Source organism: Nocardia inohanensis NBRC 100128, from assembly GCF_001612945.1.
Lineage (GTDB): Bacteria > Actinomycetota > Actinomycetes > Mycobacteriales > Mycobacteriaceae > Nocardia > Nocardia inohanensis.
Genome location: NZ_BDBK01000008.1, coordinates 268,724 through 289,791 on the forward strand (window position 1 = coordinate 268,724; position 21,068 = coordinate 289,791).

Genomic DNA, 21,068 nt, shown 5'->3' on the forward strand with positions numbered 1-21,068 from the left:
CGCTATCAGATCTTGAAGGAGAAGATCCCGAAGTCAGGGGAGTTTGTCGGTTTGGACTCGGGGGTCGAGTTTGCGGAGGGTTTCGGGGCGGTCGGTGAGGCAGGGCCAGTCGCGGCTGACGGCTTCGATGGTGGCGTGACCGGCGGGGATCAAGGCGTCGGCGTCGGGACGGTCGGCGAGAGCCGCGCCGAGGTGATCGCTGGCGGGGCGGTCCAGGGGTTGGATGACCGTGTTCGGCAGATCCAGCAGGACGGCGAGGATATCGAGGCGGCCGGAGGGGATGAGCGCGCGGGCGGCGGCGAGGGCGGTCGCGGGGACGATGATGGTGTGGCCCGCGTCGGCGGTGGCCCAGACCACGGATTGGACGTAGGCGACTCGATGGGCCCAGGCGGTGAGGGCGGCGGTGTCGAAAACCACGCCTCCGAGCGTGGAGCCTGCGGTGGTCATGCCGCGCCGGCGTGGTCGCCGGGAGCCTCCTTGTCAGGTAAGGGCGGTAGACCTTGGACCGCGCGGGCCCGGTTGATGAGGTCGAGGGGTGGGCGGCCGCCGAGGGCGTTCTCGAGGCGGGCCAGGGATTCGGCGCGGTTGACCCGGGCGCGAACCGATTCGGCTACGAAGGAGGAGATGGATTCGATGCGGCCGGTGGCGCGCCAATCGTCGAGGGTGGCGGCGATCTCCTCGGGCATCGACACGGTGATCTTTCTGGTGCGACGCGCTCTTGCCATACCGGAATTGTAATGCGGTATGGGCGGGGCCACTGAGATGACAGACCGTTCGCCTCGGGTTTCGGATTCGGGTGATCCGAAACCTGCCGGTCACGCCGCGATCGGTGTTCGATACGGTGGGCGTGTGCCCGCGACTCGCGGGCGGTGCCCGATTATCTGCGTCAAGAGGACATTACTTAGATGGATCAGAGTTCGATCGTGTGGGACGAGGGTGCCTTGGTCACCATCGACCAGCGAGCATTGCCGCAGGAGTTGCGGGAGTTGCGGATCACCACGGTCGATCAGGTCATCGATGCGATCAAGACGCTGGCCATTCGCGGCGCGCCGGCGATCGGGGTGTCGGGGGCGTTCGGGGTTGTCATCGCCGCGCTGGCGCACACCACCGATGGAGTCGTGGATGCCGCGGCGGTGCGGAGCGATGCCCAGCGGATCGCGGACGCCCGGCCCACCGCGGTCAACTTGGCGTGGGGTGTGCAGCGGGCATTGCGCAAGCTGGACGACGGCGTGCAGGCGGTGCTCGACGAAGCGCTGGAGATGCAGGCCGAGGACGGGCGCACCAATCTCGCGGCGGCGACGCATGCGGCGGATCTGCTTCGGAACCTGTGCGGGGACCGGCCTTTGCGGCTGCTCACGCATTGCAATACCGGGCGGCTCGCGACGACCGCCTGGGGGACCGCGATCGGTGCGATGCGCGTGCTGCATCAGCGCGGCCGGCTGGCCGAGGTGATCGTGGATGAGACCCGGCCGCTGTTGCAGGGCGCGCGGCTGACCGCCTGGGAGATGGCGGAAGCCGGTATCCCACATCGGCTCACCATCGATTCGGCGGCCGCGTGGGCCATGGCCACCGAGAATGTGGACGCGGTGATCGTGGGTGCGGATCGGATCACCGCGGATGGCGCGGTAGCCAACAAGATCGGCACTTACATGCTGGCGCTCGCCGCCAAGCATCACGGCATTCCGTTCATCGTGGTCGCGCCGGAATCGACACGTGACATTTCGACGGCGCACGGTAGCGACATCGTGGTGGAGCAGCGTGCCGCCGCCGAGGTGACCGGATTCGGCGGTGTGACAACGGCTCCCGTAGGTACGCAGACCTTCAACCCGGCGTTCGATGTCACGCCGGGTGAGCTGGTGACCGCTGTCGTCACCGAGAACGGCGTACTGGTCGATCCCGCCGCAGCTGATGGCGCGGTGCCGCCCGCCGAACTGGCTGGACATGCATCCGGTGCAACATTGCAGGCCGGGCAGCAAATCGCCGACATCGCCCGCAAACTGTATGCCAATGGCTGGATGCCGGGGACCGCAGGCAATATCTCGGTGCGGCAAGGCGATACGGCCGTGATCACCGCGAGCGGCCTGTCCAAGGGCGAGCTGACCGGGACCGATATGGTCACCGTCGCCGTCGTGGATTCGCAGCCGGTGCGCGCGGACGGTCGCCGCCCGTCGGCCGAAACCACCATCCACACCGCCGTTTACCGCACGCGCGGCAGTGAAGCCGTCGTGCATGTGCACCCGCCGCACGCCACCGCGCTCTCGATCGGTGCAGCGAGCGCAACCGTGCAGACCGTGCGCTTCTCCGGATATGAGCTGATCAAGGGACTGGGCGGAGTTCGCCCGGACGCCATCGACATTCCGGTGTTCCCGAATCACGCGGACGTGCCGCGCATCGGCGAGGACATCGAGAAGTACCTGACCGAGCATCCCGACGCGCCGCCCGTGCTGTTCATCGCCGGCCACGGCATCACCGCCTGGGGCGCCACGCTCGCGCAGGCCCGCGATCGCGCGGAATGCCTCGAGGCCATGTGCGAACTGACCACCTTGACCGGGCACCGTGAGATTCCGGTGGGCGACAATTAGTTCCGAGAAAGGAACCCCGATGACTCTGCTTCAGATCATGTCCGATCAGGACGCCGCCGATGTCAAGCTGCGTACCAGCGATGACGCCGAGATCGCCGCCGAACTCGGCAAGCGCGGCATCACCTTCGAACGCTGGCCGCTGCTCGAAAACCTGACCGGCGCGACCTCAACCGAGGACCTGCTGGCCGAGTACCGCTCGCGCATCGACGAATTGAATGCCGACGGCCGGTACAAGTTCATCGACGTGGCCCGAATCCACCCGGACGACGCCGATCCCGAATGGCCCGCCAAGGCCGTGGCCGCGCGCACCAAGTTCCTCGACGAGCATCGGCACGCCGAGGACGAGGTGCGGTTCTTCGCGGCGGGCCAGGGCTGCTTCTACCTGCATCTCGGCAATGAGGTGCTGGCGACCGTCTGCACCGCGGGCGATCTGGTGTCGGTTCCGGCCGGCACCCTGCACTGGTTCGATATGGGCACCCATCCGGAGTTCGTGGCCGTCCGTTTCTTCGAGGAAGAGGACGGCTGGGTCGGCGATTTCACCGGCGACAAGATCTCCACCGGCTTCCCGACCCTCGACGAGCTGACCGCGGCATGATCAAAGCGATCGTGCTCGATATCGAAGGCACCACCAGCCCGACCAGTTCGGTGCGGGAGGAGCTGTACGGGTACACGCGCGACCGATTGCCGGGCTGGCTCGCCGAAAACCAGGGCGGAGCAGCCGATTCGATCATCGAGGCAACCCGCACCCAAGCCGAGCGCCCCGATGCCGACGCCGCCGAGGTCGCCGCAATCCTGATCGGCTGGCTGAACTCGGACGTGAAGTCCGAACCGCTCAAGGCCGCCCAAGGCATCATCTGCGCCGAGGGTTTCCGCAACGGTTCTTTGTACGGCGAATTCTTCCCGGATGTCGAACCGGTCCTGCGTGCTTGGCGTGACGCCGGAATCGAGCTCTACATCTACTCCTCGGGTTCGGTTCGCAACCAGAAGGATTGGTTCGCCTTCGCGCGCGGGGGAGACCTCTCGCCCCTGATCAGCGGTCACTTCGATCTCTCGACCGCAGGCCCGAAGCGCGAACCCTCCTCCTACGAGAAGATCGCCAGCGCGATCGGCGTACCGGCGGACAGCATCCTGTTCCTCTCCGACCACCCGGACGAAGTGGATGCCGCCGTAGCAGCCGGTTGGTCCGCGATCGGCGTGACGCGTCCGGGCGAACCCAATACCCCGCGCCCGCCGCACCGCTGGATCAGCGACTTCGCCGACATCGAATTCGACTGAGCGGGCCGGGCTTATCGGGCGCGGCTCGCGCGGATGGGGTCGTGGGTGTCGGTGAAGCGCAGGAACCGTGGGATCACCTGTTCCGGGTTCGCCCAGAACAGGTCATGGCCGACACCCGGGAAGATCTCGACCTCGGCTGACGGGATATGTTCGCGGGCACGGGCGGACACGATCTCGGGATCGTTGACGACGGTTTCCGCGCCGATGAGCACCAGGGTCGGGGCGGCGATGGCGGCCAGCTGAGCGTCGGTGAATGGGCGGTCCCACGGCAACGCCATGCGGAACTTCATGATGGTCATCGCGGCCGCGAACTCCTCCTCCGGGAGGTCGGCGCGGGGCATCAACCACTGGTTGAGCTTTCGCATCCGCTCGGGCGTCGGTCGCATGCCCGCTATCAGGAATTTGAACAGCAGGCTCCAGCGCGGCTTGCTGAAGGTCGCCCCGCTCGGTTCCAGCATGGTCAGGCTCGCCAACCGATCGGAGCGATACACCGCGATCGCACCGGCCAGCCACGCGCCCAAGGAGTTTCCGGCCAGGTGAACCCGATCCTCGCCGAGCCCGTCGAGCACCTCGCTCATCCACTTCGCGATGTCCTCCGCGTCACGTAATGGAGCCGTCTGCACGCAGCGCCCAGCCCACCCCATCACATCGGGGGTGTACACGACGTGGTCTCGTGCCAGATCCTCGATGAACCGCAGCCACACCTGACCGTTGCCGCCGACGCCCGGCAACAACACGATCGGCGCGCCCTCCCCGTCTCCGGATCTGCGCACTCGTGTTGTCCCGAACGATGTTTCGACGTCCACGATGGTCGACGGCACCGGCCATTTCGCGGCCATCGCGTCGTAAGCGCTCAGGAAGGCCGCCTCTGCTTCCTCGCTGGTGAATCGCCCGATCTTCGGCATCGCCCTCCCTCTCGTCAGTTTTTACGGTATGAACGTATCATCTATGATGATACGTGTGTACCACTTATGAGATTCGGGGTTCACGGCCACGGCATTCACACGTGATGGATTCCGGCCGTCGGATTCGATGTGCAGGACGTGCTGTCGCCGGGGTGGGGCGTCAGGTTCAGCGTTGCGTCACAACGGGTATCGACGCCACGGATCACTGTGACGGCCAGCTCGGTGCTTGTTGCCTCGCGACAGGCGGCGTACAGGGCTGCTATGGAACGCAATTCGTGGCCGCCCGCATTTATCAGGACGTCTCCGGTGGTGATGCCGGCTCGGTCCGCGCGGCCGCCCTTGTCGACGGCTTTGACCAGTAGGCCGGTGATCTCGGGCAGACCGACCGCACGGCGGGCGTCCATGGCGCGATGGGCGGATGCCAGCGTCATTCCCAGTCTGGGCAGTTCACCGGCCGCGACAGAACCTTCGTAGGAGACGAGCAGCTGCCGGAGCAGGTCCGCGAGCATTTCGCGTTGATCCGGGTTCAGGGCCGCCAGCATGCGATCCTCGCTGCTCACATGGGCGGGGGTCACCCGGTCCATGAGTTCATGGCCGGCTTCGGTGAGCGCGACCAGGGTGTTGCGGCGGTCCTTCGGGTCGGGGCGGCAGACCACGAAGCCCTGGGCGGCAAGACGATCCACGCGGGTGCTCATGGTGCCCGAGGTGAGGCCGAGTTCGCGCATCAAGCGGCGCTGCGGGACGCCGTTCGGATCGTCGAGTTGCCGCAGGGTCGCCAAGGCGACGTAATCCGGGCCGTTGAGGCCGAAGTCGGCGAAGGTCGACTCGATCTCGGCCTCGAGGGCGCGGCGGACCCGGCCCAGGCGCTGGACCACCGACAGCGGAGACAGGTCGAGTTCCGGTTGGATCCGACCCCACGCGTCGACGAAACGGTCGACCGAATCCTTCGGCCCCGCTGGCGGATTCGGTCTTTCGGCGGGGGAACGGTCAGCTCTGGACATGGACACACACAGAGCGTACCTTCTGGGCAATGGCTTTGGCCAAAGCTATCTCTAAAAGCTAACTCGCACAGAGGAGTCCGTCACCATGGATATGCGATTGCGGGGCAAGCGTGCCCTGGTCACAGGTAGTACCAGCGGGATCGGGCGGGCCATTGCCTGCGGGCTGGCACGAGAAGGGGCGGCGGTCGTGGTGCACGGTCGCGACGCCGAGCGGGCGAAGGACACGGCGGAAGTCATTGTCGCCGAAAGGGGTAGAGCGGCTGTCGCGCTCGGGGATCTCGCGGACGATATGGCCGCCGCCGCGGTCGCCGAGCGGGCCTGGGATGCTTTCGGCGGCATAGACATCCTGGTCAACAATGCCGGCGGTCTGGGCACCGATGGCTGGGATGCGGCTACGGCCGCGGATTGGCTCGCGCTCTACGACAGCAATGTGGGGTCGGCGGTGCGGATGATCCGGGCGCTCTCCCCGGGTATGCGGGCGAACGGGTACGGCCGCATCATTCAGATCGGCAGCGCCGCCAATCCCAATCCGCTGCCCAACCGTGCCGCCTACAGTGCCGCCAAAGCGGCGCTGGCCAATCTCACCGTCAGCCTCGCCAAAGAGCTCGCGGGCACCGGCGTCACCGCGAACACCATCAGCCCCGGGCCGACGCGGACCGATGGATTCCGGGAACTGGCAGCGCATTTCGCTGAGCAGCACGGGCTTCCGGATATCGAATCAGCCACCCGCGTACTGTTGGAAGGCCCGCTGAACAGTCCTTCTCACCGGCTCACCGAACCCGAGGAGATCGCGGCCTTGGTGGCGTTCGTCGCCAGTCCGTTCGGTGCTTCCGTCAATGGCGCCAACCTGCGCATCGACGGCGGATTCACTCCCACTGTCAATTAGGAGAGGTAATCATGACTGAACGTCCTGTGCTGCAACCGGGATCTGACCATCCGCTCGTGTTCGAGGCGAATCCCGGTCGGGTGACGGTTCGGGTGAACGGGCGCACCATTGCCGATACGAAGCGTGCTGTCACGGTGCGGGAGTCAAACTATCCTGCGGTGCAATATATTCCGATCGAGGACGTCGACCGGTCGCTGCTCGTGCCCAGTTCGACTACCAGCTACTGCCCGTACAAGGGGGACGCGTCGTATTACGGCGTATCGGTCGACGGGGAGCGGCGCGAGGATGTGGCGTGGGTTTATGAGCGGCCGCATCCGGCATCGGACCGGATCGCCGGCCATCTCGCGTTCTATGCCGACCGGGTCGACGAAATCAACGGCTAGGGAACGATGATCAGTTTGCCGGCGGCGCGGTTGTCCTCCATGTATCGATGGGCGGCGGCGATATCGGTCAATTCGAAGACGCGGTCGAGGTTGGGGCGGTAGGCACCGGTCTCGACCTGGTCGACGACTCGCTGTAAAGCGGCTGTGTCGCCTTTGCAGTTATCGCTGTGGAAGGCGGTGAGTTTGGTACCGGAGGGGATCATGGCGATCGGTTCGAAGTGGGGGATCAGCCAGCCGCTGAGCGAGCCTGACATGCAGACGGTTCCGCCGCGACGGACCAGGTGCAGGGAGTCCAGCACGGTGTCGGTGCCGATCAGATCCAGGATGTAGTCCGGTCCGTCGGGCCAGATCTCTTGCATGCGCACTGATAACGGCCGGCCGTCGTCAACGAGGACGTGAGCGACGCCCGCGGCGGATAGGGTGCCGGCCTTGGCCGGCTGGCGAGTCGTGGCGGCGATGTCGAAGCCGTAAGCGGCGGCGATGGTCGCGGCCGCTATGCCCACGGACGAAGTACCGCCGCGAATCAGTAACCGTCCTTTGCCATCCGGGGTGATGCCCGCGGCGTCCAACGCGCCCTGGGCGGTCAGGTAGGTCTCGGGGAGTGCCGCCAGGGTCTCCCACGGGAGGGCGGTGGTGATCGGCATCAGCAATGCGTTCGGGAGCAAGGCGTATTCGGCGTAGCCGCCGTCGAATTCGCGGCCCATCTCGCCCATGACCGCCGCCACGGTGGTGCCTTCGGGCAGGGCGGGGTCGGTCGAGACCGCGATGGTGCCCACGCATTCGATGCCGAGCACCCGGGGGAAACGCACGGACGGCGAATGGCCTTGACGGGTCCGCAGTTCCGAACGGTTCAAGCCTGCGGCGCGTACCCGCACCAGGCTCCAGCCCGCACGAACCGCGGGGATCGGAAGCTCGCGGACCTCCAGTACCTCCGGGCCGCCCGCCCGGGTGCAGACCGCTGCTCGCATCGTCGTATTCAGGTTCTCGCGCATGGGATCTACTGTTGTCGAGGACCGATATGGCCGACTACCGATAGAAAGCCAACTTATGCCCGATAGCCGCCAACCTGATGAGGCCGGCCCGACATCCCGGCTGTGGCCGTCGGGTGGGATGCATCTGTGGCTGTCCGGGGGCACGAGTTCGGCGCATTCGCATGATCGCGGGCATCTGGTGTACGCGGCCCGGGGCGTGCTGTCGGTGCACACCGAATCCGGTACCTCGATCGTGCCCGCCGATCGTGTCGCTTGGACACCGGCCGGGTTCAGGCACTATCACCGGGCGCACGGTCACACCGATATGCGGATCGAGTTCCTTCCGCCCTCGCTGGCGCGGCTGGTGCCGGATCGGCCGGTCGTGTTCCTGGCCTCCGGCCTCGCCCGCGAAATCCTGCTCACGCTGACGGGACCACGCAATCTCGAGGCCGCGAGCGATCCGGACCGCGCCGCCCGGGCGCGCCTGCGCCGAGTCCTCGTCGATGAACTCCGCGAGACCCGTGAACAACCACTGCAACTGCCGGAACCGCGCGACGACCGATTACAGGCCCTCGCGCGATTGCTGTACGAAAACCCCGGCGACAGCACTCCTTTGGCGGACCTCGGGCAGCGAATCGGAGCCAGTACCCGCACCCTGAGCCGATTGCTCCACGACGAACTCGGCATGACCTTCTACGAGTGGCGCACCCAGCTGCGCATCTATCACGCGCTCGTGCTGCTCGCGGACGGCCACGACACCACCCGGGTCGCGCACGCCTGCGGATGGGCGAACCCCAGCGGCTTCATCGCGGCCTTCACCGCCGTCATCGGCACCACGCCTGGTCGCTACCGAACCGGCTGAAACAGCTGCGCGGCGGCGCCCGATCGCCCCGAGGGGTGACCGCGCGGCCGCCGCGCAGTTGGGTGTCGCTCAGACGCGCGCGCCGCCGGCGGCCCGCTCGATGAGGTACTCCACCAGCGTCATCAGCACGTTCTTGGCCGAACTGCGGTCCCGCGCATCGCAGAGCAGGATCGGGATGTGCTCGTCCAGGTCGAGTGCGTCGCGCACCTCGACCGGGGTGTACATGGGCGCCCCGTCGAAGCAGTTGACCGCCACGGTGAAGGCGACGCCGCGGCGTTCGAAGAAGTCGATCGCGGCGAACGATCCTTCGAGGCGGCGGGTGTCGGCGAGGACCACCGCGCCGAGCGCGCCACGCGCCAATTCGTCCCAGAGGAACCAGAAGCGGTCCTGGCCGGGCGTACCGAAGAGGTACAGGACCAGGTTCTGGTCGATGGTGATACGACCGAAATCCAGCGCGACGGTGGTGGTGGTTTTACCCTCCACGCCGCGCAGATCGTCCACGCCGGTGGACATTTCGGTGATGAGTTCTTCGGTGCGCAGCGGAGTGATCTCACTGATCGCCGACACCATGGTCGTTTTGCCGACACCGAAACCGCCCGCGATGAGGATCTTCACCGAGGCGGCCAGGGGGCGCGCATTGTCAAAGTTTTCGGATGCCATCGAGTACAGCTCGCAGAATGTTGAGGTCACCGGGCGCCGCCTCCGGGGAGACGGGCGCGCGGAAGTTGAGGATATTGTCCGAGATGAGGTCCCCGACCAAGATTTTGGTCACCGCCAGCGGGAGCCGGATGGCGGCCGAAACCTCGGCCACCGACAGCGGCAGGCGGCACAACCGCACGATCTCCGCGTACTCCGGTTCGACACGCCGCAGCGGCGGGGCGGCGTTGGGAACCACCACCACCGTCAGCATGTCCAGATCGTGCCCCGCGCCCATGGTTCGGCCACCGGTCCGTGCGTAGGGGCGCACGAGCGGACCGGCCGCGTCATCGAACCACTGTTGTTCCCCCGGCCGCGGCATCATGACAATCGAGGGTTCCCTTGTCCGGCCAGGTTCTGGCGCGGTGTGGTGGACAGGTAGGTGCCGACCCGCTGCACGGTCAGGTTCATCTCGTAGGCGACCATGCCCAGATTGGCCTGCTCGGTGGCTTGCAGAGCCAGGCAGGCGTGACTGCCGGCGGCGGTCACGAACAGCACCGCCCGGTCGAGTTCGATGACCGCCTGGCGCACGCCGCCGCCGTCGAACCGGGTGCCCGCGCTGCGCGCCAGACCGTAGAGGGTGGAGGACATGGCGCCGAAGTGTTCGGCGTCCTCCCGGCTCATGGCCGAGGAGCGGCCCAGCAGCAATCCGTCGGTGGAATGCACCACGGCGTGACGGACACCCGCGAGCCGATCCACCAGATCGTCGAGTAGCCAGTTGAGATCACCAGCGTTGGAGGTGGTCACCGTCGCCTTCCTGTCGGTCTGAGTAGGAACCTGACTCAGGCCCGAAAGCACCGGGATCGGCCCGGCGGCCCTGCCTGGTTCCGTTTTCGATGGCGGACATGAGGTCTCGGGCCTGCTCGGCCGTGCGGGAGGATTCGGGAGGCGCCTCGGGCGCCGCCGTATCCTGCGCCAATTCCGGTGCGAGACTTGCCTGCCGGCGCCTACGCGGAAGCGCGGGCCGGACGTCGGAGCCAGTGTACTGGGAGCGATCGCGTTCGCGCGGGCGGAACTCGATATCCGGTTGCTGGGCCGAAACCTGCTGCGAGCGAGCGCCCCTCGGGTCGGTCGGCGGCTCGTACTGTTCGGGCTCGAAGGTGCGCGAAGGTTCGAACGATTTGAACGGCTCGAACGGCCTCGGCGTCTCGAAGGACATCTGGCGCTCCGGTAGTTCTGGTGCGGCCGGAACCTGGGGCAGGGCTTCGATGACCGACCGCGCGGACTCCAGTTGGCGTGATTCGGGGGCCGGTTCGGGACGCCGCGGCACCACCGGGATCTCACCGGTGCGCCCGGCGGCCACGGTCAGGGTGTTCGGCACCAGCACGATCGCCCGTACGCCGCCGTAATCGGATTCGGTGAGCCGCACCGAGATTCCGTTGCGCTGCGCCAGCCGGGCCACCACGAACATGCCGAGGCGGGAATCCTCCGACAGCGTGTTGACGCCGAAATCCGGTGGGTTGCGCAGCATGTCGTTGAGCCGGGCCATCTCGGGCTCGGGCATGCCCATGCCCTGATCCACGATCTCGATTGCCACGCCCTTGCCGACCACATTGCCGCGCACCTCGACCTGCGACTGCGGCGGCGAGAACTGGGCGGCATTGTCGACCAGCTCGGCCAGCAGGTGCACGACGTCGGCGACGGCGGATCCGGCGACCGCGATCTCGGGCAGGCGGGCGATCTTCACGCGCGTGTAGTCCAGGGCCTCACCGACACCCGAGCGCACCACCTCGACCAGCTGAACGGGATTGCGCCACTGGCGACCCGGCTGGCCGCCCGCGAGAATGATCAGGTTCTCGGCATTGCGGCGTTCGCGGGTGGCGAGGTGATCCAGGCGGAAGAAGATCTCCAGCAGCGCCGGATCCTCCTGCTTGGACTCGGCCTCGTCGAGCACCTCGAGCTGGCGGTGCACGACCACCTGGCTGCGGTGGGCGATATTGAGGAAGACCGCCTTGACGCCCTCGCGGGTGCGGGCCTCGGTGACGGCGGCCGCGACGGCGGCGGCGTGCGCGTGCGTGAACGCCTTCGCCACCTGGCCGATCTCGTCCATACCGAAGTCCAGCACGGGGGTCTCGGCCGCGGCGTCGATGGTCTTGCCCTCGTTGAGCTTGGCCATCATCTGCGGCAGGTTCTCGTCGGCCAGCTGCATGGTCTGGTCGCGAAGCCGCTTGAGCCGCCGGATGATCCGGTTCGCCAGCACCAGCGCGACCAGGAACGCCGAGACCGAGACCGCGAGCATGCCGGCGCCGGCGAGCGCCGAATCGGTGGCATTGCGGTCGGCGGCGTCGGCGGCCAGGCCCTGCGCGTATTTGCTCTGGCCGTCCCAGAATTCGAGCAGCGCCTTGTTGACCGAGGTGACGGCCTCCTGCCACTCCTGGTCGGTGAAGGTCAGCGGCGCCGGCTCGCGGGTGGTCCCGGCCTTGGCGGGGGCGGCGGTGATGGGATCCATCGCGCGGGCCAGCAGCGAGTTCTCCATCATGACCAGCTTGGTCCAGTTCGGATTGCCGGTCACCGCCTTGGCGGCTTCGGAGTGCTTGTTGTCCCCGTCGGCGACCAAGGCTTCGATGTTGACCCGGTACGCGCCGATCAGGCGGGCGAATTCGATGGCCAGCTCCGGCGGCAGCACGCCGTTGTTGATCAGCACTTCGGCCAGAGCGGCGCCGCGGGAGAGCATTTCGGAGGCGGAGACGATCTGGAGGGTCTCGCCGATCTCGACGGCGGTCTCGGGGTTCGGGGCGGCGCCGGTGACGGCTTTGGTGCCGATGGAGACCAGGTCGAGCAGGTGGCCGTAGAAGCTGTACGCCTCGGTCATCTGGAGTGCGTTGCCGTCGATCTGGGTGCGCACGCCCGCCAGCGCCCGGGTCAGCGTCTGGAAGCCACCGACGTCGCCCTTGACGCCGTCGGGGCCGAGCTCCTCCATGTCCGGGGTGGTCTTGTCCATCGCGCGCAGCGCGTTGTCGAGCCGCAATCGCGCCTGGGCCAAGCCTTTCGGGTTGGCGTCGCCTCCGGCCAGCTGTGACAGCGTGATCTGCCGCTCCTGCTGCACCGCGCTCACCAATTCCTTGGTGAGCGGGGTGGCGGCATTGAGCGCGTCGGCGAATTCGCGCGCGTTTCTGCCCTCGACAACCAGGTATCCCGCACCACCCACACCGATCACGAGCAGCGCGAGGCTCGGGACGAGTGCGATGGCGAGAACACGGGTCCGGACACCGAGTCTCGCTCTGAACATCGCCAAAACGTAACGGTACGTATGTAACACTCGATGACGAGATCCCGTTGAGCGGGAACATGATTGACAAGTCGACTCATGCATGTAACGGAATGATGCACGCGAATTCGCGATAGCCCGGAAGTCGCTGGGCCTCAGCCGAATTCGCCGCGCCGCGCCCCGGTGGAGAGAAACGTGCCGACGCGCTGCACCGTCATGTTCATCTCGTAGGCGACCATGCCCAGGTTGGCGTCGGCACCGGCTTGCAGTGCCAGGCAGGCGTTGTCGCCCGCCGCGGTCACGAACAGCACCGCGCGATCCAGCTCGACCACCGCCTGCCGCACCCGGCCGCCGTCGAACCGCTGCCCGGCGCTGCGCGAGAGCCCGTAGAGAGTGCAGGACATGGCCGAGAAGTGCTCGGCGTCCTCGCGGGTCATCCGCGACGAATTCGCCAGCAGCAGCCCATCGGTGGAGTGCACGACGGCATGCCGCACCCCCGCCAGCTTCTCCACCAGATCGTTCAGCAACCAGTCCAGATCACCGGCATGGTGGGTGTTCACCCGAGTCCTCCTGTCCATCCGCCGGGCGCGCCCTCGGCACCCGGATCGCTCTGCCTGCCCCGCCGCGTCCCGTTCTCGATGGCGGAGAACAGATCTCGCGCCTGATCGGCGCTGCGTTCGGGGGCCGGGCCGCGCTCCGGCGACGCCGCATCGGCCGCGCCGGGATCATTCGCCAGCTCCGGCGCGAGACTCGCCTGCCGCTGCCTACGCGGCAGGGCGGGCTTGGATTCGCGGCGCTCGTCGCGGTCCGGTGCGGCGTCGGGGCGTCGCGTCCAGTCCGGCGGGGCGTTATGCCTGAAGGCCGACGTCACGCCGGGCTGGTCACCGCCGCGGGCGCTGCCTCCGGTTGCCGCTGCGAGCCAAGGGAATCGGTCTTCCGGGAGGGCGGCCAGTCCTCGGCCGGGATCGGGCGGCGCGGTGGAATCCAGGTCGGCGCGGCGTAGAGCGGGAAGGCCGGTCGCCGGTTCCGGGTCGCTGGCCTGGGCCAAGAAGGGAGCGGGGATGAGGACGACCGCGCGGATACCGCCGTAGTCGGATTCGGCGAGGCGGATCGAGATGCCGTGGCGCGCGGCCAATTGCGAGACCACGAACACGCCGAGACGGGAATCGTGCGAGAGCGTGGTGATACCGAAGTCGGCGGGGTCGGCCAGACGGGTATTGATGGCCGCCAGGTCGGATTCGGGAATGCCCATGCCCTGATCGGTGATCTCGATCGCGACGCCGCGGCCGACGGTATTGCCGGTGATCTCGACGCGGGACTGAGGCGGGGAGAAGGAGGCGGCGTTGTCGATGAGTTCGGCGAGCAGGTGGATGAGGTCGCCGACCGCGGGACCGAGCACGAAAACCGCCGGCACCCGGCCGGTTCGCACTCGGGTGTACTCGATCGTCTCGCCGACGGCGCTGCGAATCACATCCAGTAGCGGGACCGGGTTGCGCCATTGGCGGCCGGGACGCCCACCCGCGAGAATGACCAGGTTCTCGGCATTGCGGCGTTCGCGGGTAGCGAGATGGTCGAGGCGGAAGAAGGTTTCGAGCAGCGCCGGATCCTCTTGACTGGATTCGGCTTCGTCGAGCAACTCCAGCTGGCGGTGCACCACGACCTGGCTGCGGTGGGCGATATTGAGGAAGACCGCACGGACCCCTTCGCGGGTGCGCGCCTCGGTGACGGCAGCCGCGACCGCGGCGGCCTGGGCGTGACCGAAAGCCGATGCCACCTGGCCGATTTCGTCGCCGCCGAAGTCCAGCGCCGGGGCCTGGATCTCGTCTTCGACGGGTTCGCCGGCGGCCAAGCGGCGCATGGTCTCGGGGAGTTGCTCATCGGCCAGGGCCAGGGTGCGGTCGCGCAATCGCTTCAATCGCCGGATGATCCGGTTCGCCAGCACCAGTGCGACGCCGATCGCACCCAGCGCCACCACCAGCATTCCGGCCGCCGCCAGCAGCGATTTGCGGGTGGTGTCGGAGGCGGCGTCGGCGGCCAGTCTTTGTGCTTCGGTGTTCTGGGCCTGCCACAGATCCGCCAGCCCCTGGTCGACGGTGGTCGCGGCGGCGGACCATTCGGCCACGGTCAGGGGCAGCGCCGAGGTCCTGGTTCCGTTGTTACGCGGCAGCGTTCGCTGTACGAGTGCGGCTTCCATCGCACCCAGCTGTAGCCACGGCGCTCCGCTGACCAGCTGTTTGGCCGTGGCGGCCTGCTCGGCGTCGCTGTCGGCGACCGTCTGTTCGATCTGCAACCGGTAGTACCCGGCCAGCCGCACGTATTCGGTGGCCAGTGCGGGTGGCAGTTCCTCGCCGTTGACGAGTGTCGCGCCCAGCGCGGTCACCCGGCTCGCGGCCTCCAGGCTGCGCAGCACCTGTTCGGCTTCGGTGAGTTCGGCCGCGGTCGCGGCATCGGGTGCGGTCTGCTCCGCGATCCGGACCCCGGCGAGCACCAATTCGGGCATGCCGCTGTAGAACTGGTAGGCATCGATCATGGGCAGCGTGCCCGCGTCCACGCCCGCGCGAATGGTGGCCAGCTGCCGGCCCAGCCCGCCCAGCGCCTGGCTGCTCTCCTTCATCGACTGCGGACCCAGATCCGAGAGCCGGTTCTGTGCGGGGGCGAGCGCGCGCAGCGCGTCGTCGACCCGCGCCCGCGCCTTGGTCAGCTCGCGCAGATCGGTGTCCATACCGGCGCTGCGCCACAGCGTGATCCGCCGTTCCAGCTGGACCGCGGTGATCATCTCCCGGGTCGGGCCGATCCCGTCGCGCAGTTCGTCGGCCCAGGTCCGGGCGGCACTGGAGTGATCGACGAGCACACCGGTAGCGCTGATTCCGACGACGACCAGGGCCAGGCTCGGCACGAGCGCGATGGCCAGAATTCGTGTCCGCACACCGAGCCGCGGTCTGAGCATTGCTCGAAGCTAGCCATCACCGACCGGCACGCGCGCGACGAGTCCTTTTGAGCAGGACGGCATTTGACCTTCGGAACGGCGGTTCGGTAAGCGGCAACAGCGGCGGAGAAACGAAGTCCCGCCCGCAACCCCTCAGGTACGGGCGGGATTCCGGGTTCTCAGCCGGCCGACATGGCCGAGGCATACCAGCCGAACGAATGCCCCTTGCTGGTGCAGGAGAAGCTGCCGTGGAAGCCCACGGCGCACTTCGCCCCTGCGTGCTCCACCCACGGTCCCCACGTATCGCTTCCGGTCGCCACCTGATCGATGCTCGGATTCCCGCCCGCCATGGTGTACGCCCCGGGTGTGAAACCGGGATGTCCCGGGGCCCAGGGCACGTCGATGACGACCTGGTTCACCTGGAACGGTAGCGGGATGTCGACCTGGCCGACCCTCATCGTCAGCCAAGCGGGGGAGCCGAGATCGCAGCCGACGGTGCCGTCGGAGGCGATGGAGCAGCTGAAGGTGCCGGCCCGGAAATACAGCGGGGCCGGATCTTCGGCCTGGGCCGCGCCCGCGAGGGGAACGGTTGCCAGAGCTGCGGCCGCGGCGAGTGCCGCGACCCGATACGTGGAGCCGTGCATGGATAACAATCCCTTCCGAACGATGAACTCGATGGTTGCTATTCGGTGGTACTGCTGGGGGTTTCTTCGTTACCGGCGGGCCGGTGGTTACAGATCAATTTCGAAACCGGGCAAACCGGTCGGGTCGCCCACCTGTGCGGGACCGACATTTTCGGCCGGAAACCCGATCCGACCGGCCCGAGTCGGGCAGTCGGCGACGTCCGGGTCCACACCGGGGTAGATTTATCCGTACCTGCAAGTAACTTGTAATCAGGAGGCGACGATGCCCGTCCCGGCACCCGCGGTGTTCGAACGTCTGCGCACGTTCGCAGCGGTGGATACGACCCAGGATCGCGAGAACCGAGCGATCACCGAGGTGTTCACCGGGCAGAAGCTGGGCACCGTGCCGGTCGGCACCGCCGAGGACGTCGCCAACGCCATGACGAAAGCGCGTGCGGCGCAGGTCGAATGGGCCGCGCGGTCGGCCAAGGAGCGCGCCGAGGTGCTCGATCGGTATCGGGCGCTGGTAGTGGAGAACCGCGAATTCCTGATGGACATCGTCCAGGCCGAGACCGGCAAGGCGCGGTGGGCGGCGCAGGAAGAGATCATGGGGCTGATGTTCGCGGCCCGGTACTTCACACGTGTCGCTCCGGAGTTGCTGGCCTCGCACAGCGTGGCGGGGGCGTTCCCGGTGCTGAACCGGGCAGCCGTGCGGCATGTGCCCAAGGGCGTGGTCGGGGTGATCGCGCCGTGGAACTATCCGATGCTGCTCTCGGTCGGTGATTCGATTCCGGCGCTGCTCGCGGGCAATGCGGTCGTGGTGAAGCCGGACAGCCAGACCCCGTATTCGTCGCTGGCCAATGCCGAACTGCTGGCGCGCGCCGGACTGCCGCGGGATCTGTTCGCGGTGGTGACCGGGCCGGGCACCGTGGTCGGCACCGCCATCGTCGACACCTGCGACTACCTCATGTTCACCGGCTCCTCGGAGACCGGGCGCACCCTCGCCCAGCAGTGCGGTGCGCGGCTGATCGGGTTCTCCGCCGAGCTGGGCGGCAAGAATCCGATGATCGTCACCAAGGGCGCGAAGCTGGACAAGGCCGCCAAAGCCGCGGTGCGGGCGTGCTTCTCGAATGCCGGGCAGCTGTGCATCTCGATCGAGCGGCTGTACGTGGAGAAGTCGGTGGCCGCCGAATTCACCGAGAAGTTCGTGGCGGCGGTCAAGGCCACGAAACTCGGTGTGGCCTACGACTATTCGACCGATATCGGCAGCCTGATCTCCAACGCGCAGCTCGAGACGGTCACCAAGCATGTCGCCGACGCGGTCTCCAAGGGTGCGAAGGTCCTCGCGGGCGGCAACGCCCGGCCCGATCTCGGCCCGCTGTTCTACGAGCCGACCGTGCTCGCCGACGTCACCGACGAAATGGAGTGCGGCCGCAACGAGACCTTCGGCCCGCTGGTCTCCATCTACCCGGTCGACGACGTCGAAGAGGCCATCGCCCGCGCCAACGACACCGCCTACGGTCTGAACGCCAGCGTCTGGGCCGAGAGCAAGGCCGCGGGCGAGCGCATCGCCGAACGCCTGCACGCCGGAACCGTCTGCGTCGACGAGGGATACGCTCCCGCCTGGGGCACCACCGGCGCTCCGATGGGCGGCATGGGCATCTCCGGCGTGGGCCGCCGCCACGGCCCCGACGGCCTCCTCAAATTCACCGAACCCCAGACCGTCGTGGTCACCCGCTTCCTCAATCTCGATGCGCCCCCGCTGGTTTCGCAAGACAAGTGGCAGCCTTTCCTGATGAGCATCGCCCGCGCGATCCGCTTCCTCCCGGGCCGCTAGGCCATCCCTTTCGACCGCCCCGCCCCTGCGTAGGCTGGGGCGGTCGAAAGGAATGCCGATGCCGGACAACCCCCTCGCCGCCCCCGCACCCTGGGACGACATCGCCGACGGCTACGACGAGGTGATGACCGACCTGATGCGCCCCTTCGCCGTCGAGGCCCTACGCCTGGCCGCCCCGACCCGTTCCGCCCGCATCATCGACATCGCCACCGGCCCCGGCACCCTCGCCCTCCTCGCCGCCCCCATGGTGAAAGAGGTAGTAGCAGTCGACTTCTCCGAAGCCATGATCCGCCGCCTCCGCCACGCCGTCATGCGCTCGGCCACCACCAACCTCCTCACCGGAGTAGGCGACGGCCAAGCCCTCCGCTACCCCTCATCCCACTTCGACGCCGCCTTCTCCATCTTCGGCCTCATGTTCTTCCCCGACCGCCCCCGCGGCTTCGCCGAACTCCGCCGCATCCTCCGCCCCGGCGGCACCGCCGTAGTCTCCAGCTGGGCCCCCATAGCCGACTCCACCCTCATGACCCGCCTCTACGAAGCAGTCCAGGCCGGCAACCCCAATTTCTCCATGCCCCAACCCAACCCCGCAAACCTCGAAAACCCCGAAGTCTTCGAAAACGAACTCCGCACAGCCGGTTTCACCGACGTAACCGTCCGCCCCCACACCGAATCCTTCGCCTACGTCTCAGCCCAGCAAATGTGGGACAAACTCACCCGAGGCAGCGCCCCCATCCACCTGATGCGCAGCAAAACCGACCCGGCCACCTGGAAAGCCCAGGAACAGACCATGATCGACCACCTGTCGGCCCACTACACACCGGGCGAAGAACTGACCACCACCGCCTGGCTCGGCACGGGACGCGCTTAGGCCACGGTGGTGCGGCCGGCCCGGAGAAACCGGCCGCGCCACCGCTTCTCATCCGGTCAAGTCGATGCCTCGGGGCGGGGCGGGAGCCGCTTCCAACGCCGCCGTTTCGGCATCGGTGAAGAGTCTCGAGCGGATGATGAATCGGACGCCTTCGGGGGCTTCGAGGGAGAAGCCGCCGCCTCGGCCAGGGACTACGTCGACGGTGAGGTGGGTGTGGCGCCAGTATTCGTATTGGTCGGCGCTTATCCAGAAGGAGGTGTCGGGGAAGACGCGGCCCAGGAGGACGTCGGCTGCGCCTATGCGGAACTCGCCCAGCGGGTAGCACATCGGGGAGCTGCCGTCACAGCAGCCGCCGGATTGGTGGAACATCACCGGGCCGTGGTGGGCGATGAGCCCTTGCAGCACCTCGGCGGCTGCCTCGGTGATGCTCACCCTGGACACGGAACCCGTTTTCATATCAGAAGAACCCCAGCTTCTTGGGGGAGTAGGAGACCAGGAGGTTTTTGGTCTGCTGGTAGTGGTCGAGCATCATCTTGTGGGTTTCGCGGCCGATGCCGGACTTCTTGTAGCCGCCGAAGGCCGCGTGGGCGGGGTAGGCGTGGAAGCAATTGGTCCAGACGCGACCGGCTTTGATGGCGCGTCCGACGCGGTAGGCGGTGCCGCCGTCACGGGACCAGACGCCGGCGCCCAGGCCGTAGAGGGTGTCGTTGGCGATGGTGACGGCCTCGGCCTCACTGTCGAACGTGGTGACCGCTACGACGGGACCGAAGATCTCCTCCTGGAAGATCCGCATATCGTTGCGGCCCTCGAAGATCGTCGGTTCGACGTAGAACCCGTTGGGGAAGCCCTCGACCTTGCGCATCTCACCGCCGGTGAGCACCTTCGCGCCCTCTTTGCGGCCGATATCGATGTAGGACAAGATCTTTTCGTATTGATCGTTGCTGGCCTGCGCGCCGATCATGGTCGAATCGTCGAGGGGATTGCCGCCCTTGATCGCCTTGGTGCGCTCGATACAGCGGGCCATGAACTCGTCGTAGATGGACGAATGGATCAGGGCGCGTGAGGGACACGTGCACACCTCGCCCTGGTTCAGGGCGAACATGACGAACCCTTCGACCGCCTTGTCCAGGAAGTCGTCGTCGGCCGCCGCGACATCGGGGAAGAAGATATTGGGCGACTTGCCGCCCAGTTCCAGCGTCACCGGGATGATGTTCTCGCTCGCGTACTGCATGATCAGCCGCCCGGTGGTGGTCTCACCGGTGAAGGCGACCTTGGCCACGCGCGGGCTGGACGCCAAAGGTTTGCCCGCTTCGACGCCGAAACCGTTGACCACGTTCAGCACTCCGGGCGGCAGCAGGTCGGCGATGAGCTCGATGACCAGCAGCAGCGAAGCCGGAGTCTGTTCAGCGGGCTTGAGCACGACGCAGTTGCCGGCGGCCAAGGCGGGCGCCAGCTTCCAGGCCGCCATCAGGATCGGGAAATTCCACGGAATGATCTGCCCGACCACGCCGAGCGGTTCGTGGAAGTGGTAGGCGATGGTGTCCGCGTCGATTTCCGCGAGCGAACCTTCTTGTGCCCGAATGGCTCCCGCGAAATACCGGAAGTGGTCGACCGCCAAGGGCAGGTCCGCGGCGAGGGTCTCGCGGACGGGTTTGCCGTTCTCCCAGGTTTCGGCGACCGCGAGCTTCTCCAGGTTCTCCTCGATCCGGTCGGCGATCTTGTTGAGAATATTGGCACGCTCGGTCACCGACGTGACACCCCAGGTCTCCGCCGCCCGGTGCGCCGCCTCCAACGCCATATCTATGTCCGCGGCGCTGGAACGTGCTACCTCACAGAAGGTTTCGCCGTCGATGGGCGAGGGATTGTCGAAGTAGCGGCCCTCTATCGGGGCTTTCCAGTCGCCGCCGATGAAGTTGTCGTAGCGGCGGGCGAACGCGACGATACTGCCGTCGCTGCCTGGTTTGGCATAGATCATGGCGCGGCTCCTGATCCCATCCTGTGGTGACGGGGGTCACTATGAACCCGTGAGGTTGGCGCGAGGTTGC

The 21,068-nt window shown here is 67.1% G+C and carries 22 protein-coding genes; 8 read left to right on the plus strand and 14 right to left on the minus strand.

Translation table 11 applies throughout. From position 1 onward, the window contains the following. Nucleotides 1-33 precede the first annotated feature (33 nt). The gene (locus tag NI1_RS17035; protein WP_067821248.1) at nt 34-447 is read right to left on the minus strand and encodes a hypothetical protein; all 414 of its coding nucleotides are present in this window, start codon (nt 445-447) and stop codon (nt 34-36) included. Beyond that, nucleotides 444-725: a ribbon-helix-helix domain-containing protein gene (locus NI1_RS17040; RefSeq protein ID WP_157535163.1), complete on the minus strand. Its 282-nt coding sequence runs from the start codon at nt 723-725 to the stop codon at nt 444-446. Before NI1_RS17040 ends, NI1_RS17035 begins: the two co-directional genes overlap by 4 nt. A 180-nt stretch (nt 726-905) precedes the next feature. On the opposite strand from NI1_RS17040, the gene NI1_RS17045 reads away from it, so the two are divergent. From NI1_RS17045 to mtnC, 3 genes are read left to right on the plus strand one after another with little or no spacing between them, the layout of a single operon-like run. Beyond that, nucleotides 906-2,582 carry a bifunctional S-methyl-5-thioribose-1-phosphate isomerase/methylthioribulose 1-phosphate dehydratase gene (locus NI1_RS17045; RefSeq protein WP_067821259.1) on the plus strand — a complete coding sequence of 559 codons (1,677 nt, stop codon included), beginning with the start codon at nt 906-908 and terminating at the stop codon, nt 2,580-2,582. A 19-nt stretch (nt 2,583-2,601) separates the two neighbouring features. Continuing rightward, complete coding sequence (locus NI1_RS17050) at nt 2,602-3,177, plus strand: 1,2-dihydroxy-3-keto-5-methylthiopentene dioxygenase (RefSeq protein ID WP_067821262.1); 576 nt, start codon at nt 2,602-2,604, stop codon at nt 3,175-3,177. Continuing rightward, nucleotides 3,174-3,857 carry an acireductone synthase gene (gene mtnC / locus NI1_RS17055; RefSeq protein ID WP_067821265.1) on the plus strand — a complete coding sequence of 228 codons (684 nt, stop codon included), beginning with the start codon at nt 3,174-3,176 and terminating at the stop codon, nt 3,855-3,857. The genes NI1_RS17050 and mtnC overlap by 4 nt, the downstream gene beginning before the upstream one ends. A gap of 11 nt (nt 3,858-3,868) precedes the next feature. Here mtnC and NI1_RS17060 read toward each other — a convergent pair whose 3' ends face one another. Both NI1_RS17060 and NI1_RS17065 read right to left on the minus strand, forming a co-directional pair. Next, nucleotides 3,869-4,762 carry an alpha/beta fold hydrolase gene (locus NI1_RS17060; protein WP_067821268.1) on the minus strand — a complete coding sequence of 298 codons (894 nt, stop codon included), beginning with the start codon at nt 4,760-4,762 and terminating at the stop codon, nt 3,869-3,871. A gap of 95 nt (nt 4,763-4,857) precedes the next feature. Then, nucleotides 4,858-5,763, minus strand: coding sequence for a MarR family transcriptional regulator (locus NI1_RS17065; RefSeq protein WP_084523338.1), 906 nt, complete (start codon nt 5,761-5,763; stop codon nt 4,858-4,860). 85 nt (nt 5,764-5,848) lie between these two features. Here NI1_RS17065 and NI1_RS17070 point away from each other — a divergent pair, with 85 nt between their 5' ends. Both NI1_RS17070 and NI1_RS17075 read left to right on the plus strand, forming a co-directional pair. Further along, complete coding sequence (locus NI1_RS17070; protein WP_067821271.1) at nt 5,849-6,649, plus strand: SDR family NAD(P)-dependent oxidoreductase; 801 nt, start codon at nt 5,849-5,851, stop codon at nt 6,647-6,649. Between the two features lie 11 nt (nt 6,650-6,660). Beyond that, nucleotides 6,661-7,032, plus strand: coding sequence for a DUF427 domain-containing protein (locus tag NI1_RS17075; protein ID WP_067821274.1), 372 nt, complete (start codon nt 6,661-6,663; stop codon nt 7,030-7,032). Here the strand turns inward: NI1_RS17075 and NI1_RS17080 are convergent. Next, nucleotides 7,029-8,024, minus strand: a complete 996-nt coding sequence (locus NI1_RS17080) for a zinc-binding dehydrogenase (protein ID WP_067821276.1) — start codon at nt 8,022-8,024, stop codon at nt 7,029-7,031. The genes NI1_RS17075 and NI1_RS17080 overlap by 4 nt on opposite strands. Before the next feature lie 55 nt (nt 8,025-8,079). On the opposite strand from NI1_RS17080, the gene NI1_RS17085 reads away from it, so the two are divergent. Then, on the plus strand, nt 8,080-8,865 hold the full coding sequence (locus tag NI1_RS17085; RefSeq protein WP_174564502.1) for a helix-turn-helix transcriptional regulator: 786 nt from the start codon (nt 8,080-8,082) through the stop codon (nt 8,863-8,865). A 69-nt stretch (nt 8,866-8,934) separates the two neighbouring features. On the opposite strand, the gene NI1_RS17090 is transcribed toward NI1_RS17085, so the two are convergent. The 7 genes from NI1_RS17090 to NI1_RS17120 form a co-directional block, all read right to left on the minus strand. Continuing rightward, entirely contained in the window at nt 8,935-9,525 is a 591-nt protein-coding gene (locus NI1_RS17090; protein ID WP_067821281.1) for a GTP-binding protein, read from the minus strand. Continuing rightward, entirely contained in the window at nt 9,506-9,883 is a 378-nt protein-coding gene (locus NI1_RS17095; protein WP_067821284.1) for a DUF742 domain-containing protein, read from the minus strand. Before NI1_RS17095 ends, NI1_RS17090 begins: the two co-directional genes overlap by 20 nt. Further along, nucleotides 9,883-10,308 (minus strand): roadblock/LC7 domain-containing protein, encoded by a 426-nt coding sequence (locus tag NI1_RS17100; RefSeq protein ID WP_067821287.1) that lies wholly within the window; start codon nt 10,306-10,308, stop codon nt 9,883-9,885. The genes NI1_RS17095 and NI1_RS17100 overlap by 1 nt, the downstream gene beginning before the upstream one ends. Beyond that, nucleotides 10,286-12,790, minus strand: coding sequence for a sensor histidine kinase (locus NI1_RS17105; protein ID WP_067821288.1), 2,505 nt, complete (start codon nt 12,788-12,790; stop codon nt 10,286-10,288). The genes NI1_RS17100 and NI1_RS17105 overlap by 23 nt, the downstream gene beginning before the upstream one ends. Before the next feature lie 134 nt (nt 12,791-12,924). Then, nucleotides 12,925-13,329 carry a roadblock/LC7 domain-containing protein gene (locus NI1_RS17110; RefSeq protein ID WP_067821291.1) on the minus strand — a complete coding sequence of 135 codons (405 nt, stop codon included), beginning with the start codon at nt 13,327-13,329 and terminating at the stop codon, nt 12,925-12,927. Continuing rightward, a complete protein-coding gene (locus NI1_RS17115; RefSeq protein ID WP_067821294.1) occupies nt 13,326-15,716 on the minus strand; it encodes a sensor histidine kinase in 2,391 nt (796 codons plus the stop codon). Before NI1_RS17115 ends, NI1_RS17110 begins: the two co-directional genes overlap by 4 nt. Before the next feature lie 158 nt (nt 15,717-15,874). Next, nucleotides 15,875-16,339 (minus strand): hypothetical protein, encoded by a 465-nt coding sequence (locus NI1_RS17120; RefSeq protein WP_067821297.1) that lies wholly within the window; start codon nt 16,337-16,339, stop codon nt 15,875-15,877. A gap of 232 nt (nt 16,340-16,571) precedes the next feature. Between NI1_RS17120 and NI1_RS17125 the strand changes: the two genes are divergently transcribed. Both NI1_RS17125 and NI1_RS17130 read left to right on the plus strand, forming a co-directional pair. Then, nucleotides 16,572-18,155: a succinic semialdehyde dehydrogenase gene (locus tag NI1_RS17125; RefSeq protein WP_281179504.1), complete on the plus strand. Its 1,584-nt coding sequence runs from the start codon at nt 16,572-16,574 to the stop codon at nt 18,153-18,155. 58 nt (nt 18,156-18,213) lie between these two features. Continuing rightward, on the plus strand, nt 18,214-19,023 hold the full coding sequence (locus NI1_RS17130) for a class I SAM-dependent methyltransferase (RefSeq protein ID WP_067822465.1): 810 nt from the start codon (nt 18,214-18,216) through the stop codon (nt 19,021-19,023). A 48-nt stretch (nt 19,024-19,071) separates the two neighbouring features. On the opposite strand, the gene NI1_RS17135 is transcribed toward NI1_RS17130, so the two are convergent. Both NI1_RS17135 and adh read right to left on the minus strand, forming a co-directional pair. Beyond that, complete coding sequence (locus NI1_RS17135; RefSeq protein WP_067821303.1) at nt 19,072-19,479, minus strand: DUF779 domain-containing protein; 408 nt, start codon at nt 19,477-19,479, stop codon at nt 19,072-19,074. Between the two features lies 1 nt (nt 19,480). Continuing rightward, on the minus strand, nt 19,481-20,998 hold the full coding sequence (gene adh, locus NI1_RS17140) for an aldehyde dehydrogenase (protein ID WP_067821306.1): 1,518 nt from the start codon (nt 20,996-20,998) through the stop codon (nt 19,481-19,483). Nucleotides 20,999-21,068 lie beyond the last annotated feature (70 nt).

What these genes read in the sequence shown, in the direction of transcription:
- NI1_RS17120 (WP_067821297.1), bottom strand. Translation starts at nt 16,339, where the DNA reads ATGCACGGCTCCACGTATCGGGTCGCGGCACTCGCCGCGGCCGCAGCT.
- NI1_RS17090 (WP_067821281.1), bottom strand. Translation starts at nt 9,525, where the DNA reads ATGGCATCCGAAAACTTTGACAATGCGCGCCCCCTGGCCGCCTCGGTG.
- NI1_RS17075 (WP_067821274.1), top strand. Translation starts at nt 6,661, where the DNA reads ATGACTGAACGTCCTGTGCTGCAACCGGGATCTGACCATCCGCTCGTG.
- NI1_RS17080 (WP_067821276.1), bottom strand. Translation starts at nt 8,024, where the DNA reads ATGCGCGAGAACCTGAATACGACGATGCGAGCAGCGGTCTGCACCCGG.
- NI1_RS17035 (WP_067821248.1), bottom strand. Translation starts at nt 447, where the DNA reads ATGACCACCGCAGGCTCCACGCTCGGAGGCGTGGTTTTCGACACCGCC.
- NI1_RS17060 (WP_067821268.1), bottom strand. Translation starts at nt 4,762, where the DNA reads ATGCCGAAGATCGGGCGATTCACCAGCGAGGAAGCAGAGGCGGCCTTC.
- NI1_RS17050 (WP_067821262.1), top strand. Translation starts at nt 2,602, where the DNA reads ATGACTCTGCTTCAGATCATGTCCGATCAGGACGCCGCCGATGTCAAG.
- NI1_RS17045 (WP_067821259.1), top strand. Translation starts at nt 906, where the DNA reads ATGGATCAGAGTTCGATCGTGTGGGACGAGGGTGCCTTGGTCACCATC.
- NI1_RS17040 (WP_157535163.1), bottom strand. Translation starts at nt 725, where the DNA reads ATGGCAAGAGCGCGTCGCACCAGAAAGATCACCGTGTCGATGCCCGAG.
- NI1_RS17115 (WP_067821294.1), bottom strand. Translation starts at nt 15,716, where the DNA reads ATGCTCAGACCGCGGCTCGGTGTGCGGACACGAATTCTGGCCATCGCG.
- NI1_RS17095 (WP_067821284.1), bottom strand. Translation starts at nt 9,883, where the DNA reads ATGCCGCGGCCGGGGGAACAACAGTGGTTCGATGACGCGGCCGGTCCG.
- NI1_RS17085 (WP_174564502.1), top strand. Translation starts at nt 8,080, where the DNA reads ATGCCCGATAGCCGCCAACCTGATGAGGCCGGCCCGACATCCCGGCTG.
- NI1_RS17130 (WP_067822465.1), top strand. Translation starts at nt 18,214, where the DNA reads ATGCCGGACAACCCCCTCGCCGCCCCCGCACCCTGGGACGACATCGCC.
- NI1_RS17065 (WP_084523338.1), bottom strand. Translation starts at nt 5,763, where the DNA reads ATGTCCAGAGCTGACCGTTCCCCCGCCGAAAGACCGAATCCGCCAGCG.
- NI1_RS17070 (WP_067821271.1), top strand. Translation starts at nt 5,849, where the DNA reads ATGGATATGCGATTGCGGGGCAAGCGTGCCCTGGTCACAGGTAGTACC.
- adh (WP_067821306.1), bottom strand. Translation starts at nt 20,998, where the DNA reads ATGATCTATGCCAAACCAGGCAGCGACGGCAGTATCGTCGCGTTCGCC.
- mtnC (WP_067821265.1), top strand. Translation starts at nt 3,174, where the DNA reads ATGATCAAAGCGATCGTGCTCGATATCGAAGGCACCACCAGCCCGACC.
- NI1_RS17105 (WP_067821288.1), bottom strand. Translation starts at nt 12,790, where the DNA reads ATGTTCAGAGCGAGACTCGGTGTCCGGACCCGTGTTCTCGCCATCGCA.
- NI1_RS17135 (WP_067821303.1), bottom strand. Translation starts at nt 19,479, where the DNA reads ATGAAAACGGGTTCCGTGTCCAGGGTGAGCATCACCGAGGCAGCCGCC.